The 14,764-nt window shown below is 60.3% G+C and carries 13 protein-coding genes; 2 read left to right on the plus strand and 11 right to left on the minus strand.

Annotated elements, in window-relative coordinates:
• Positions 1 to 73: 73 nt before the first annotated feature.
• The 3 genes from DDIC_RS04760 to DDIC_RS04770 all read right to left on the minus strand — a co-directional run bounded on the left by DDIC_RS04760 (position 74) and on the right by DDIC_RS04770 (position 3,420).
• Positions 74 to 541 (minus strand): HyaD/HybD family hydrogenase maturation endopeptidase, encoded by a 468-nt coding sequence (locus tag DDIC_RS04760; RefSeq protein ID WP_168732578.1) that lies wholly within the window; start codon positions 539 to 541, stop codon positions 74 to 76.
• 243 nt (positions 542 to 784) lie between these two features.
• The gene (locus tag DDIC_RS04765; RefSeq protein ID WP_136399386.1) at positions 785 to 2,464 is read right to left on the minus strand and encodes a nickel-dependent hydrogenase large subunit; all 1,680 of its coding nucleotides are present in this window, start codon (positions 2,462 to 2,464) and stop codon (positions 785 to 787) included.
• 8 nt (positions 2,465 to 2,472) lie between these two features.
• Positions 2,473 to 3,420: a hydrogenase small subunit gene (locus DDIC_RS04770; RefSeq protein WP_136399387.1), complete on the minus strand. Its 948-nt coding sequence runs from the start codon at positions 3,418 to 3,420 to the stop codon at positions 2,473 to 2,475.
• 437 nt (positions 3,421 to 3,857) lie between these two features.
• Between DDIC_RS04770 and DDIC_RS04775 the strand changes: the two genes are divergently transcribed.
• Positions 3,858 to 5,120, plus strand: a complete 1,263-nt coding sequence (locus tag DDIC_RS04775) for an O-acetylhomoserine aminocarboxypropyltransferase/cysteine synthase family protein (RefSeq protein ID WP_136399388.1) — start codon at positions 3,858 to 3,860, stop codon at positions 5,118 to 5,120.
• A 765-nt stretch (positions 5,121 to 5,885) separates the two neighbouring features.
• Here the strand turns inward: DDIC_RS04775 and DDIC_RS04780 are convergent.
• The 3 genes from DDIC_RS04780 to greA all read right to left on the minus strand — a co-directional run bounded on the left by DDIC_RS04780 (position 5,886) and on the right by greA (position 8,773).
• Positions 5,886 to 6,821, minus strand: coding sequence for a D-alanyl-D-alanine carboxypeptidase family protein (locus DDIC_RS04780; protein WP_247647556.1), 936 nt, complete (start codon positions 6,819 to 6,821; stop codon positions 5,886 to 5,888).
• Positions 6,814 to 7,920: an AI-2E family transporter gene (locus DDIC_RS04785; protein ID WP_136399389.1), complete on the minus strand. Its 1,107-nt coding sequence runs from the start codon at positions 7,918 to 7,920 to the stop codon at positions 6,814 to 6,816. The genes DDIC_RS04780 and DDIC_RS04785 overlap by 8 nt, the downstream gene beginning before the upstream one ends.
• Positions 7,921 to 8,284: 364 nt before the next feature.
• Entirely contained in the window at positions 8,285 to 8,773 is a 489-nt protein-coding gene (gene greA / locus DDIC_RS04790) for a transcription elongation factor GreA (protein WP_136401023.1), read from the minus strand.
• A gap of 413 nt (positions 8,774 to 9,186) precedes the next feature.
• Between greA and DDIC_RS04795 the strand changes: the two genes are divergently transcribed.
• Positions 9,187 to 10,746, plus strand: a complete 1,560-nt coding sequence (locus DDIC_RS04795; protein WP_136399390.1) for a lysylphosphatidylglycerol synthase domain-containing protein — start codon at positions 9,187 to 9,189, stop codon at positions 10,744 to 10,746.
• A 141-nt stretch (positions 10,747 to 10,887) separates the two neighbouring features.
• On the opposite strand, the gene DDIC_RS04800 is transcribed toward DDIC_RS04795, so the two are convergent.
• From DDIC_RS04800 to pyrR, 5 genes are all read right to left on the minus strand, one after another.
• Positions 10,888 to 11,793, minus strand: a complete 906-nt coding sequence (locus DDIC_RS04800; RefSeq protein ID WP_136399391.1) for an NAD(P)H-hydrate dehydratase — start codon at positions 11,791 to 11,793, stop codon at positions 10,888 to 10,890.
• Positions 11,781 to 12,410: a DUF3343 domain-containing protein gene (locus tag DDIC_RS04805; RefSeq protein ID WP_136399392.1), complete on the minus strand. Its 630-nt coding sequence runs from the start codon at positions 12,408 to 12,410 to the stop codon at positions 11,781 to 11,783. Before DDIC_RS04805 ends, DDIC_RS04800 begins: the two co-directional genes overlap by 13 nt.
• A 163-nt stretch (positions 12,411 to 12,573) precedes the next feature.
• Positions 12,574 to 12,792 carry a sulfurtransferase TusA family protein gene (locus tag DDIC_RS04810; RefSeq protein WP_136399393.1) on the minus strand — a complete coding sequence of 73 codons (219 nt, stop codon included), beginning with the start codon at positions 12,790 to 12,792 and terminating at the stop codon, positions 12,574 to 12,576.
• Positions 12,792 to 13,886 (minus strand): YedE family putative selenium transporter, encoded by a 1,095-nt coding sequence (gene yedE / locus DDIC_RS04815; protein WP_136399394.1) that lies wholly within the window; start codon positions 13,884 to 13,886, stop codon positions 12,792 to 12,794. Before yedE ends, DDIC_RS04810 begins: the two co-directional genes overlap by 1 nt.
• Positions 13,887 to 14,198: 312 nt before the next feature.
• Positions 14,199 to 14,735, minus strand: coding sequence for a bifunctional pyr operon transcriptional regulator/uracil phosphoribosyltransferase PyrR (gene pyrR, locus DDIC_RS04820; protein ID WP_136399395.1), 537 nt, complete (start codon positions 14,733 to 14,735; stop codon positions 14,199 to 14,201).
• Positions 14,736 to 14,764 lie beyond the last annotated feature (29 nt).

A 14,764-nucleotide genomic window follows, 5' to 3' on the forward strand; every position in this document is an offset into this window, starting at 1 on the left:
GGCCCTGCTGCTTGCCTGACTTGTGCTCGAAAATAAATGGATATGCGCCCAGCAGGCCGGGCGTCAGGCGCGCTTAGACTTTGGGAGCTGCAAGGGCTATGCCTCGCTGTTCGAGAGCGGCGACCACCTTGGTGCAAAATTCCGGCAGCAGGGCCTGCGCCTGCGGGGTCAGCCCCACCTGCATGGTGTGGTAGTCAAACGGCTGTAGCCCAAAAACAACAGCCTGAACCTCGTGACCCGCCATGCTGCACGTTACCAGGGTGTCCAGCAGGTCTGTCTGGTGCATGGAATCCCTGAAACTCAGACTTTTACGCAGGTCTTCGCCCTCAAGCATGTAGACTGTTCCGGGTTTTTCCGGCCCAAGCACAACGTCAAGAACAACCAGCGTGTCGCAGTCCATCAGCTCGGTCATAAGCATGAGGCCCTGGGTGCCGCCGTCTTCAAGGCGAACATTTTCAGGCCACGTGTAGTTGGCCTGCAGGTATTCCACTGCGCGCACGCCAAAACCCTCGTCAGTCAGCAGGATATTGCCGACGCCCATAATCAGTACTTTTTTTTGTTCCACGGTGTGCTCTCATGTGGGATTGCTGCGTTGGTGCCCGGCGTCTGTCAGTATGCGTGTGCGGCACGTCTGTGCAGTATGTCAGAATAAGTGGTCGCGGTCTATTGCGTTTGCACTGCGGCATAGTTGCGCGCCATGTGGGACGATGCGGATGTTGCGGCGGTGCGGCCAAAAAAAGGGCGGGGTAAACCCCGCCCTTTGTCAATGCTTGTTCAGTGCGTATTACAGCACCTTGAACTTGTGCACTTCGTTGGTTTCTCCATCGATAACGTGCACGGCGCAAGCAATGCAGGGGTCGAAAGAGTGGATAGTGCGCAGGATTTCCACCGGGCGCTTGGGATCGGCCACAGGGGTGCCGATGAGGGCTTCTTCGGCCGCACCCATAACGCCCTTGGCGTCGCGAGGTCCGAGGTTCCAGGTGGTGGGCACGACCAGCTGGAAGTTGCCGATCTTGCCGTTTTCAATGCGGAGCCAGTGCGAAAGACCGCCGCGGGGGGCATCAAGGATGCCCACGCCCTTAGCATTGGCAGGTACGGCGTAGTTTTCGACGATCTGCTTGTCTTTGGCAATGTTGTTTTCGTATTCGTTGAGCCAGTTTTCGGTCTGCTGGGCGATAACCAGGGTCTGGATACCGCGGGCGGCCGTACGGCCCAGGGTGGAGAACAGCGCTTCGGGACCCACGTTAAGGGCCTTCAGCACGCCGTCCACAGCGGGCTTGATGGTTTTGTGGTTCTGGCCGTAGGCCACCAGCACCTGAGCGAGGGGGCCGGTTTCCATCGACTGTCCGGCGTAGCGGGGCGCCTTGAGCCAGGAATAACGGTCGGTATCGCCCATCTTGGTGAAGGCAGGTTTGGTCTCGCCTTCGTAGGGGGTGAGGGCCTTGTCTCCCTCGTACCAGCTGTGGCGCACGTGTTCTTCAATCTTGGTGGGATCAAAGGGCTGCACCGAGCCGATCTTGCGGTCATAAATGACGCCGGGCTTGTACCAGCGGCTGTTGAGGTCGCGTTCGCCGCCAGCAGCGGGAAACTCGCCAAAGGCCATGAAGTTGTGCGTGCCGCCAAGGGCGGCCCAGTCTTTGTACTGGCCAGCCACCATGAGCAGGTCGGGAATGTAGACCTGTTCAATGAAGGTGCGGGCCTTCTTGTACAGCTCGCGGAATTCCTTGATGCGCTGGGGGGTCAGGGCTTCGTAGCAGGTCACGCCGCCGGCGACCGTAAACTGGGTGTGCGGGTTTTTGGCGCCAAACACGGCCATGCCCTTGGCAATGTCCACCTGGGCGCGCAGGGCTTCCAGATAGTGGGTGGTGGCAACCAGGTTGGCTTCGGGCTCAAGGTAGTAGCTCGGGTGGCCGCCCAGGAAGTAGGCGTTGGTGAAGGGGCCAAGCTGGCCGCTTTCAATAAAGGTCTTCAGTTTTGCCTGCACGGCGGCAAAGTCTTCTGCCTTGGCCGGGCGGGGTGAAATGGACTGGGCAAGCTTGGCGGCCTTGGCCGGGTCGGCCTGCAGGGCATTGGCCACGTCCACAAAGTCAAGCGCGTGCAGATGATAAAAATGCACCAAGTGGTCATGCATGAACTGCATGGCCATGACAAGGTTGCGGATGTAGGTGGCGTTGGCCGGGATGGGCTTGTTGATGGCGTCTTCAAGCGCGCGGGTGGAGGCCAGGGCGTGCGTGTATGTGCATACGCCGCAGGTGCGCTGGGTGAAGTGCTGCGCATCGCGGGGATCGCGGCCCTTCAGGATGACTTCAAGGCCGCGGAAAAGCGTACCGCAGCTGCGGGCGTCTTTGATTTTGCCGCCTTCAACTTCCACTTCAATACGCAGATGCCCTTCGATGCGGGTCAGCGGGTCCACCACAATGGGCCCGGAGTAACTGCTCTGGGGCGTTTGTTTGATCTGGCTCATGATTCCCCCTAGTTCTGGTAGAACGGCGACATTTCGTCCCAGAAACCGGGTTCACTGCAACCAATGCAGGGATGCCCGGCAGCCACCGGCCAGTTGGTCTCGTTAAAGAGAACCTTGGGACAGTTGTTGTACGTCTGCGGGCCCTTGCAGCCCACTTCGTAGAGGCACCAGCCCTTGCGCGCTTCTTCGGAATTGAAGGAAGGCGCAAACTCGCCGGCGTCGAAGTGCTTGCGGCGTTCGCAAAGGTCGTGGACGCTCTGGCCGAAGAACATGAGCGGGCGGCCCAGTTCGTCGAGTTCGATCTTCTGGCCCTGCAAAAAGGCCACAAGTGCGCCGACCATGTTGAGGGGGTTGGGGGGACAGCCGGGGATGTTGATGCCCTTTACGCCCAGGCTGGCGAAGCATTCGTTGACGCCCTTGGCGCCGGTGGGGTTGGGCTTGGCAGCCTGAACGCCGCCGTAGCAGGCACAGGTGCCGATGTTTACCACGGCCTTGGCCTTGGGCAGAATTTCCTTGCAGATGTCATACATGGTGTGCCCGGCGATGTAGCCGTACTTGTTGTCCATGCCCGTAGGAATGGCGCCTTCGACCATGCAGACAAAGCCATTGGGATTTTCCACGGCGGCATGCAGGGCTTGTTCGGCGGCTTCACCGGCGGCGGCCATGATGGTTTCGTGGTAGTCAAGGGAGATGGTGTCAAGAATGACGGCATCAATGAAGGGTTTGTAGGTACGCAGCAGCGCTTCGGAGCAGCCCGTGCATTCAGCAGCGTGCAGATACACCACTGAAGGACGGCGTCCGGTCAGCGCAGCGGCTACCTCGGAGGCGAATGAAGGGCCGAAGCCCATGGTCACCGCCACCGCCGTGCAGAATTTCATGAAATCACGGCGGCTTATGCCCTGGCGCTCTAAACGCTCTTCTCCGCCTTTTTTGCCCAGACCCACGGCAATACGCATAATAGCCTCCTGGCAAAAGTGAGTGAAAGGCTTTGGGACCCTGCCACAGGGCCCGTGTGCGGCGCAACAAAATCGCGCCAACTCCGCGTCAAGACAGCGGCGCAACGAGGTACGAGGCCGCGCTATCAGCGGCGCTGTCAGCAAACGAAAATCAGCAACGCTGGCGGTGCGTTGCTGCGTAATTTTTAACGGCAATCCCCAAGAGTGCCACACGCCGCAAGGCGACCACCTGCTTCATCGAAGCCTATACTTCTCGCTGCAAACGGTCAATAGGAAGGAACTTTTTTTGTTTTCTCTTCATCGGCCGCACAGGGGGCCGACCCCCCCACGTGTCTGGTGGTTGCCTAGGCTTGTCGCATGGGCTACGGTGCGAGAATCGCGTGGCATTATTGCAAAAAAACGCGGCAATTTCCAACACCAGCACAGCAGAGGACGGCATGAAAACGGAATCTCTTTGTCTGCACGCCGGGTACGAACCGGGCAACGGCGAACCCCGCGTTCTGCCTATAGTGCAGAGCACCACCTTCAAATACTCCACCACCGCCGAAGTGGCGAAACTTTTTGATCTTGCCGAAGCAGGCTTTTTTTATTCCCGCCTGGGCAACCCCACGGTAGACGCCGTGGAGCAAAAGATTGCGGCCCTCGAGGGCGGCGTGGGCGCGCTGTGCACCTCGTCGGGCCAGGCAGCGAGCATGCTGTCGCTGCTCAACGTTGCCCAGAGCGGCGACCACGTGGTCAGCGCCGCCAGCATCTACGGCGGCACGTTCAATCTTTTTGCCGTTACCCTCAAAAAGCTGGGTATTGAAGTAACCTTTGTGGATCAAAACGCCTCAGAGGCTGAGCTTGAAAAGGCATTTCGCCCCAATACCCGCGCCGTGTTTGGCGAAACGCTCTCCAACCCCTCCATGGATGTGCTGGACATCGAGCGCTTTGCCAACCTTGCCCACAGGCACAGGCTGCCCTTCATTATAGACAATACCTTTGCCACGCCCGTGCTCTGCCGCCCCTTTGAGTATGGGGCCGACATTGTTGTGCACTCCACCACCAAATACATGGATGGTCATGCCCTGCAGGTTGGCGGCGTTGTCGTGGACAGCGGCAACTTTGACTGGACTTCGGGCAAGTTTCCCGAATTTACCGAGCCCGATCCTTCCTACCATGGCCTGGTCTACGCCGAGGCCTTTGGCAAGGCGGCCTATATCGTCAAGGCCCGCGTACAGCTCATGCGCGACATGGGTTGCTGCCAGAGCCCCCAGGGCGCGTTTTACATCAACCAGGGCCTTGAAACCCTGCCCCTGCGCATGGAGCGCCACTGCCGCAATGCCGAGGCCGTAGCCGCCTACCTTGAAAAGCACCCTGCAGTGGAATTCGTCAACTATCCGCGCCTTCCCGGCCACCCGCAAAAAGCCCTGGCCGACAAATATCTGCCCAAGGGATGCAGCGGCGTCATCTCTCTCTCCCTCAAGGGCGGGCGCGAAGCTGGCGCGAACTTTATCGACAACCTCAAGATGATTTCGCTCCAGGTGCACGTGGCCGACATCCGCACCTGCGTGCTTCACCCTGCCAGTTCCACCCACCGTCAGCTGACCGACGAGCAGCTGCACGAGGCGGGCATCACCCCCGGCATGGTGCGCCTCTCTGTTGGCGTTGAACATGTTGATGATATTATAGCCGATCTCGACCAAGCTCTTACGCGCTAAGGTCTTTTTGGCCGCTGACGGCGTCAGGCGGATCTTTTACTCGGTCATGCACGTCTGTGTGCACTCCCTGTGCAAAAGATCCGCCTTTCTTGTCAGCGGCCAAAAATCCTCTTAGCGCGAAACGCCCAGCGTCATAGCGCGGGGCGTGGTGGAACGGCTGTTGGACGGCGTCAGGCGGATTTTTTGCCCGGTCATGCACGTCTGTGTGCACTCCCGCGCAAAAGATCCGCCTTTCTTGTCAGCGGCCAAAAATCCTCTTGGCGCGAAACGCCCAGCGTCATAGAGCGGGGCGTGGTGGAACGGCTGTTGGACGGCGTCAGGCGGATTTTTTGCCCGGTCATGCACGTCTGTGTGCACTCCCGCGCAAAAGATCCGCCTTTCTTGTCAGCGGCCAAAAATCCTCTTGGCGCGAAACGCCCAGCGTCATAGAGCGGGGCGTGGTGGAACGGCTGTTGGACGGCGTCAGGCGGATTTTTTGCTCGGTCATGCACGTCTGTGCGCACTCCCTGCGCAAAAGATCCGCCTTTCTTGTCAGCGGCCAAAAATCCTCTTGGCCCCTCCCCCCGTCGCGCCAGCTTTTTCGCCGCGCGGCTCCTTTGCCGCGTGCATTCAGGCCGTGACAAGCCCGTCCCAGAAACAGGGATTTTGGTTTGTCGGTCACCTCTGCCTGCTCCAGTACGGCAAATGCAAAAAGGTTGTGAAAACCGGCCAGTAACTGGCCTGTCTCCACAACCTTTTTATTGGGCACATTTTCTGCGGTAATTGCTAGCGTCTATAGCCCATGCTTCTGCGAATTTTTTTGGGATTGCCGTCGCCGTCAAATCCCGCTTCGATCAGGCGCTCTGCCATGGCGTCGCGCGCGTTGCGGCTCGTGCCGCCCATGACAACGGCAATCAGGCGCGTGCCGCCGCGCTGGGCAGTAACAATCAGATTATATCCAGAAGCCACAGTCCAGCCGGTTTTGAGGCCGTTGACGCCCCGTACCGAGCCCAGCAGGGCGTTGGTGTTGGCCATCTGCCTGTTGCGGTGCGTGAACACGCGGGTGTTGTGAAACGTCTGCGCGCCGGGGTGCGCGTGCAGGTAGGCCCGCGTGAGGTTTGCCATGTCGCGGGGGGTTGTGCGCTGCCCTGCGGCGGGCAGGCCAGTGGGGTTTTTGAATTCGGTGCGGTTCAGCCCCAGGCTGTTGGCTTTTTGGTTCATGGCGCGCACAAACTGTCTTTCGTTACCGCCCACACGCAACGCAAGCGCTGTGATTGCGTCATTGCCCGAGGCCACGGCCGCGCCGGTAAGCAGTTGCCGCACCGCCACACGCTCGCCGTTGCGCAGGTGCATGGACGACCCGCCAACAGTCGAAGCCGCAGGCGTGATGCGAATTTTTTCATCAAGGCTCACACGCTTGCCGCTTACCGCGTCCATGGTCAGAAACATGGACATGACCTTGGTCAGTGAAGCCGGGGGGATGGACATGTCGGCGTTTTTTTCAAAAAGCACCTTGCCTGTGTCCATGTTGATCAATATGGCGGCCCTTGCGCCTCTGGCAGCCTCAGCCTCTGGCGTTGCCGCAAGCAGCGCTGCAAAAGCGGCGCATAAAAAAACACCGACAACCGCCAGACGCCTGAGGGCGTCTGCGGCCATGAATGAAAGAGGCTTGCCGAGAGCGTGCCTGCCTGCGCCGGGGTGTATTATGTCTAGCTTATCCATTGTGCCTGTAGGTACGGTTGCCTTCTTCCACAGCTTGAATGGCAAAGGCCAGCAGTACGGGGCCAGCGATAAGGCCCACCGGTCCAAAGCTGGCCATGCCGCAAAGAATGGCGATTATCAGAACAAAAAAAGGAGCCTTGATGCCCTGCTGCAAAAAGAGCGGGCGCAGTACGTTGTCAACGCCCGCCACAACAATCACGCCCCACAGGGCAAGGCCGATGGCCGCCATGCTGTTGCCCGTAAACCAGAGCGAGAGGCAGAGCGGCAGCCATACAATGGCTGTGCCGATCGCGGGGATGGGAGCCACAAGCGTGGCCAGCAAACCCCAAAATGCCGGCTGTCTCACGCCCGCAACCGCAAAGGCTATGCCGCACAACACGCCCTGAGCCGCCGCCACCAGCACTATGCCCAGCAAAATGCCGCGCAGGGCCCGGTGAATGGCCGACGTAAACCGCACGAGCATGGACTGCGAAATGTGGAAGATCCGCCCGGAAATTTTGCGGATATGTCGCGCGTAGGTTGTAAAGATAACGGTAAGCGTAAAAAACAAAAAACTCGTCCACAGCACGGTCATCGTGCCGCCCAAAAAGTCCATGCTCCTGCTCAGCAGCAGGCTCATGGCGTCGCCAAAGAAGGCGTCCAGCTTTTGCAGAAAGTCGCTGACCATCTTTTCTATGCGGGGGTACTCGGCCAGGCTCATCCGCCACTGCTGGATGTTCGCCACCCAGTCGGGAGGCAGCTGAAAGTTGTTGGCCTGCAATTCGCGCAGGCGCTCAAAGCCTGCGGCGGCCTGCGGCGTAACCAGGAGGGCCAGCATGGCAATGGGAACAAGAATGGCGCAAAGAAGCGTGGTAATATAGGCGTAGAGAGGCAGGCTGCTTGAAAGGGCAAGACGAAATTTGCGCCAGCGCGCGCCGCCGGTGGCTCTTTCAATCCGTTTGCGCCATGTCCGGCCTTTCATCTGCAGGCCCCGGTAGAGCGGCAGCGAGAGGCACGACAGGCAGGCGGCCATAAAGATGGTCACGGGGTTGCGCCACAGCAGCAGATACAAGGCGAGCGCGGCCAGAATATAGAGCAGACGCGGCAGCGGTAGTGTCATGGCAGACCTTGGGTTGTGTCGGCGCGGGCATTCTGCTGACGCCGGAACATGTAAACGCGCAAGAGTAGCAAAAGCTGGCAGGTTCTGCCAAGAGGCGCAAGGGCACAAATACGCCCGGCAGAAAAATTGCAACCCGTACCTGCGGCTGATTGCGCCAGCGTCGGGGATGCCCCTGCGGCATTGGGATCAAGCATTTGGTCGGCGCGCCCCGTACCCTGCAATTGTGCAGAGCAGCCGGAGCGCGCCGCGTGGTGCACTGCGGAATGGTTTGCGCGTTGCCGCGCTACGGGAAAATATGGAGATAGACCGCATCCGCGAAACCCAAAAGGCGCGGAACCGGCAGCGGCGGGCAGAAGCCCCGGCCTTAGTTCAGTACTTTGCTGCCCTTGAAACTGATATTGATCACTTCATAGGTGACGCGGCCGCGCGGAATGTCCACCGTAACCTCGTCGCCCACCTCTCGGCTAAGCAGGGCCTGACCCACAGGCGAAAGAAACGAGATGGAACCCTTGGCGGGGTCCGCCTCATCAGGGCCAAGAATGGTAAAGGAGCGGGCTTCGCCGCTGTCAACGTCTTCCACTTCGACAGTGGAGCCAAAGATGACCTTGTCGCCGCTCAGGGCGTCGAGATCAACCACCTGGTAGAGCGCCATGCGCGATTCAATGTACTTGATGCGGGCTTCTGCCATGCCCTGGCGCTCGCGCGCGGCATCGTACCCGGCGTTTTCACGCAGGTCGCCTTCTTCACGGGCTTCTTTGATGGCCTGGATGATGACGGGCCGTTCGCTCTTGAGGCGGGCCAGTTCGTCTTCCAGCTTTTTGTAGCCTTGCACGGAAATGGGGATGCTTGTCATGGTTGCCATAATCTGACCTCACAAACGAAAAAAAAGCGCCGCTGCCCAGGCAGCGGAGCAAGCAAAGGGGGGGTATTTTTCCGAAAAAAACGGCTGTACGAGCCGCTGTGAACTGAATGCGGATCTTCGTGATAAATCCGCTATACTTCGTAACAACAATTTCACCCTAACCACTGCGCTCAAAACGGTCAAGCCCCGAAATACGCGGGCTGGAGAAGACTTGCGCCCTGGCTGCGCCTGTGCAGTTAATTGTCATGAGCTTGAGGCTTGCGCGGTGGTGGACCTACGTATATGTTGGAGTTGCGACCTGCACCGAGACCGCCTGTGAAGTACCGTAAGGGCAGGCTGGGCCGTGCGGCTGGAGCGTGCGGCTGGAGCTTCATAAAACTCACCTGCATGAACAACGGCAGACTATGAAAAAATATTTGCGTTATCTTGGAACCGTGCTGATCACGGCAGTGTTTCTTTTGGCCGTATATCTTTTGTACCACAAGCTCAAAAGTTACAGCATTGCCCAAATCCGCGAGAGCATAAACCAGATTTCGCACGGGCGCATTCTTTTCTCCATGCTGCTCATGGTGATCAATTACATTATCCTTGTGGGCTACGACTGGCTGGCGCTCAAGGCCATTCACAAAGATCTGCCTTTGCCCCGAGTGGGGCTTGTTTCGTTTGTGGGTCAGGCGGTCAGTTACAATTTTGGCGCCCTGCTGGGCGGAACCAGCGTGCGCTACCGGTTTTATTCGGCCTGGGGTTTTTCGCTGGTAGAAATAGTGCGCCTCGTGCTGATGCTGGCCGTTACCTTTTGGGTCGGCGCGCTGGGGTTGTGCGGGCTTATCTTTATTGTCAGCCCTCCGGCTATTCCTGACGACCTGCTGGCCAGGATGCCCGTGACCGACGTGCGCATTCTGGGCGTGGTGCTGCTGCTTATCGCCTGCTCGTACCTTATCCTGTGCTGTACGGTACGCAAGCCCGTGCACATTTTTGGCAGGGAATTTGTCTTTCCCGCGCCGCACATTGCCTTTGCCCAGGCCCTGGTAGCCGGGGTGGACATTATTGCCGCTGCGGGCTGCATGTACGTGCTGCTGCCGTGTAACATGGGTATTACCTTTCTTGATTTTCTGCCCAGTTACCTCATGGCTCAGGTGGCCGTGGTGCTTACGCACATACCCGGCGGGGTGGGCGTTTTTGAGCTTGTCATCCTGCACCTGACCCACACGACCCAGGCGCAGGCCGTTTTTGCGGCGGTGCTGCTGTTTCGCATTATTTACTTTATCATTCCTCTGCTGGCAGCCGCTGTGCTGCTGGCCGTCTACGAGGTGCGCCAGCGCAGCGACATGCTGCGCGAAACGGGGCGCTGGCTGTCGGTGCTTTCGCACTCCATTTCCGCCTACATGGTTTTTGCCGCCGGGGTCATACTGCTCGTATGCGCCATGCTGCCGCCAGGCAAGCACATGCTGCACGCACTGCGCAGCATGATTCCCTACGAGGCGCTGGCCGTGGGGCATTTTCTTACGGCTATCTCTGGCGCGACGCTGCTGTTTGTCTCCTACGGGCTGGAGCGTCGTCAGTCGCGTGCTTTTGTGCTGGCCGTGGCCTGCCTCGTGCTGGGCGTTGCGGGGGCGCTGCTCAACGGTTTTTCGTGGATCACCGCCTCCATGGTCGGCATTGTGCTGCTGACCGTATGCCTGGCGCGGCGGCGGTTTTATCGCTCGTCATTTTTCTGGGAGGAGCCTATCCCCGCCTACTGGCTGTTTGGCGCGATGGGCGTGCTTGCGCTGGCGGGCTTTCTTGCCTGGGCGCTGTACCATCCATCGTGGAACAGGGCCGCGGCATGGGGATTTGACCGTCCGCACATGGCCGCGCAGACCCTGTTTGACTTTTTGGGTATTGCCGTGGGGCTGGCGCTCTCGTGGATATGGCGCGTAACCCTGCGCCTGAGGGCCCGCAGGCAAAAGGCGGCGCATCACTGACTGACGTCGCCCTCAAATGCCGCGCGAGTTGCCTGCTTGCGGCAGCAGTAGCTTTGCACTGCGGTCTTCCATCTCGCGAGGAAGGTCGCAGTGTTGTTTTGTCTGGGGCAACCGGGGGCGTTCAGGCTGGTAGCGGGAGGGTTATCTGGCGGGGATGGAGGCGAGGCCGTCCCGCCATTTGGCCCGTGCCTCGTGCAAGGCTTCGGGCAGCTTGCCTATGAGTTCGCCTATCTGCGTGCCGGGGTTGGGGGCGCAGTGCTGGGCCAGCAGACGGGCCATGCGGGCGGCCGCCGTGCAGGCCTCGTTCATGCAGGCTCCGGCGCACAAAAAGGCCGTCGCCAGCCCGGTCACCAGATCGCCCGTGCCGCCGATGCACTCCATGGCGGCGACAGCGGGGGCCTCCACCGTAGCTGTGATGCTGCCATCCGTGACGATATAGTCTTTTGTGCCCTTGATAATCATATTTTTAGGGCAGTTGCCGTGCTCAATGGCGCGCTGCAGCAGGGGAGTCACGTCGTCCTCGCACGCAAGCAAAAAGCCCCTGGTGTAGAATGGATGCGGGGCTTTTTCGTCCGCCAGAAAGGCCAGCTCGCCCAGATCGGGGGTAAAAAGGTCGTAGGCGTCGGCGTAGCCGCTCATCTTGGCCACGTACATAAAGCCCGCGTCCGCCACCATGCGGGGCGGCACGGCGATAGCCTGCACGGCCATCAACACCCGGTTGTGCCAATCCAGATCAGGAAAAAGATAATGGAAGGTCAACCCCGCCGGAGCGATGCTGCCGAGGTTCTGTTCCAGCCATGCGTAAATGGCCCGGCTGCCAGCGCCGGAACCGGAGTCGCCTGCCAGCAGCAGACGCGGCGGGGCAACGCCCAGCGCGCCGCAGGCAAGTATGGCTGTGGCTGCCAGAGCCGCCGTGCCGCGCTGCACCGGCACACGCTGGCCGTCGGGCAGGCGCAGCAGACCGTCGGCAACAGTGCTGTCGCCCTCTAGCCCCGCAGGGCACAAGGCAAAATCCTGATCGGGCAGAGTTCCCACTATGCACCACATGCGCGTTGCCTCCGCAGTTCCTCAAAGGCCTTTTGCAGGCTGTAGCAGCAGAGCGTCTGACCCAGGCTCAGCGGTTCCGGGGCTTCGGCAAGGCGCAGGCCGCAGAGTTTGCTTGCTACCCATGGCACATCGGGGCAGCCGCCGCCCGAAATGTTAACGATGCGGTCGTCGGCGGTATCCAGGGTAATTTTCATGTTGGCGGCGCGTACCATGATCCAGCGGTCATCGACGCACCTGGTCTGAAACAGCGAAACCGGCTCCAGCAGCACATCGTTGGCGCTGACCACCTGCGAGGGAACAAGCCCGTCCTGTTCAAGAACTTCCAGCACGCGAACCTGACGCACCAGCTCAAAAACCACCACCATATCACAGCCGGTACGCATCTGCGGCGGCGGCCCTTTTACCTCCACATCCAGCCCGGCGGCACGCAACAGGCGCTCGGCCCTGATCACTTCGCCCGTGTGGTCAAAGACCAGCAGCCCCCTGTCGTTGCAGGCGCGCCGGTGCTTGTCCGGCTGGCTATGGGCGTTGCTCCTGCCGCGAGGGGGCAAAAAAAGCTCGTGCAGTTTTTGCGCAATACCGTGCAGCAGTCCGCTTCGGGGTTGGTCCTGTGTCATTGATTCTCCTGCAAATGCGGCCCACCCGCGCGAAGTGGACGGGGCGGGGCGAAAATAGGGCGTACAGGTTATGAAAACAGGCTGGCTTTGGCCTTTTGACTGCGGTGCGCGGACGCGGTCTGCCGCATCCGCGCGCCTGTCTTCAGACGTGTTGCGCCCCGCTTCAGGATTTGCTGATGTCTATGCGGGTTGCGCCGTCGCTTTCGTCCGTGGCGGTCACGGCAAACCCTCGGTTGCGGGCGGCGCGGCTGACGTTTTCGAGGCTCGCGTCATTGTCTACCAGTACGCTGAAGGGCCCCTGCGCGTCAGTCTTGACTGCGGTAAGAAACATGAGCACGGGCTGCGGGCAGGAAAGGCCTCGGGTATCAATGGTTGTGGACATTACGCGCCTCGCTTGCAGTTGAAAAATCCGATGCAGATGCAGACGCCAAGGCCGGCGAGGGTCGCCGCCATGCCATGCGGGCCAACCCCGGCGGGGCTGGAAGCCAGACCAAAGTTGTGCGCCACGGCTGTTCCTACAATAAGGCCCACGGCAAACACGGCGGCGTCGTTGTCGCCCTCGCCGGCCATAAACAGCTGACGCCCGGGGCAGCCGCCCGCAAGGGCAAAGGCCAGCCCGGCCGTAACCATGCCAAGGAAGTTCCAGAGGTTGTCGGGCTGGGCGATGGGCTGGTTTTCAAAGCCGGGCTTGAACGCGCCAAAGTACAGGTTGAGCAGCAGGGCCGCGCACAGCATGGCCACAAAGCCCAGGGCCAGGTGCCATTGTTTGAACAGCAGCACATCGCGCAGCGCGCCCATGGTGCAAAAGCGGCTGCGCTGGGCCAGAAAGCCCACAATCAGCCCCACGCCGATGGAAAGGATAAAGGGCGCATGCTGCGCGCCTGGGCCTTTGACGGAGTAGAAAAGCACGCCGCTTTGCGGTTGCTCGGCCACTTGCGGGTTGAGGAGATACAGCGCTACAAAGGAGAGCATGATGCCGGGCAGCACCAGACCGGAAATCTTGCTCTGGCCCTGACTGCGCCCCAGCGAAAAGCCCATGCGAAAAAAGACCGTGCCGATGCCCACGCCGCAGACCAGGCCCGCAAGGCCAAACAGGGCAAAGGCGTCGCCGCCGGCCAGGCGCAGGATGACGCGCCACGGGCAGCCCAAAAAGACCAGCGCGCCGATGCCGGCAATGCCGCCAAGCAAAAAGCGGGTAATGGGGGCCGAGCCGCCGCGCGGTTTGAATTCGCCAAACGCCAGTGCCGCCCCAAATGCGCCAAGCACCATGCCCATGATCTCTGGCCGCAGATACTGCACAATCGCCGCGCGGTGAAGGCCCAGCGCCCCGGCGATATCGCGGTTAAAGCAGACCACGCAAATACCCATGTTGCCGGGGTTGCCCGTCTGTTGCAGCAGTACGGCGAGCACGCCGAAAACAAGGCCGGTGGCAATTATGCCCGTTGTTGTGGAAAAAACATTGAAGCCTGGTTTCATGAAATCCTCCTTTTAAGGGCCAGGGGGCCCGTGGCGAAGCCGATGGGGATACCGGCAGCGCGAACGGAGGATTTGCCTTATCAGCGGCGCAGTGAACAACCATGCGCCAGCGTCAATCCGGACCGCCGTTCGCGTAAGCTCCACAACGTGAAGCCTTTTGCAGTGCGTCAGGTTTTGCGCTTGGGCATGGTTTCCTCTGCTATGGCATGGCGCCGCAGTGCGGCGGCAGTGGTATTTGTCTGTAGGGCTGTATCTTGGCAGCCGGAACCGGGCCGTACGGCCGCGCAGGCTGCAAAGCCGGGCTCAGCCTGTTTATGAGGCCGTGGTCAGGTTTACACTGTCCTGGCCGTCGCGCTCTGTCAGCATGACGTCCACATGTTCCTGCTTGCTGGTGTTGACGATGCGTCCCACATAGTCCGCGTGGATGGGCAGCTCGCGGTGGCCGCGGTCGATGAGCGTCAGCAGCTCCACGCAGCGCGGGCGGCCGTAGTCGAGCAGGGCCTCAAGGGCGGCCCGTATTGTGCGCCCGGTGTAGAGCACGTCGTCCACCAGAATGATGACCTTTTCGTCAACGCTTTCGGTAATGCGCGACTGGCCGATGCTGGGTTTGCCCACAAGGCTTGTCCAGTCGTCGCGGTACAGGTTGATATCCAGGGTTCCCAGCGGCACGGCGTGCCCGAGGCGCGACTGCAGCAGGGCGGCAAGGCGGCGGGCAAGGTCTGCGCCGCGCCGTTCAATGCCCACCAGCATTACGTCATCGCACGCCGCGTGGCGTTCAAGTATCTGCGAGGCGAGGCGTTCGAGCACGCGCGCCATTTCGTCTTTTTCCAGCAACCGGGTCGTGGACATGGTTCCTCCAAAGGTGGATATGGTCAGCA

Source organism: Desulfovibrio desulfuricans, assembly GCF_004801255.1.
In the GTDB taxonomy this organism is placed as follows: domain Bacteria; phylum Desulfobacterota; class Desulfovibrionia; order Desulfovibrionales; family Desulfovibrionaceae; genus Desulfovibrio; species Desulfovibrio desulfuricans_C.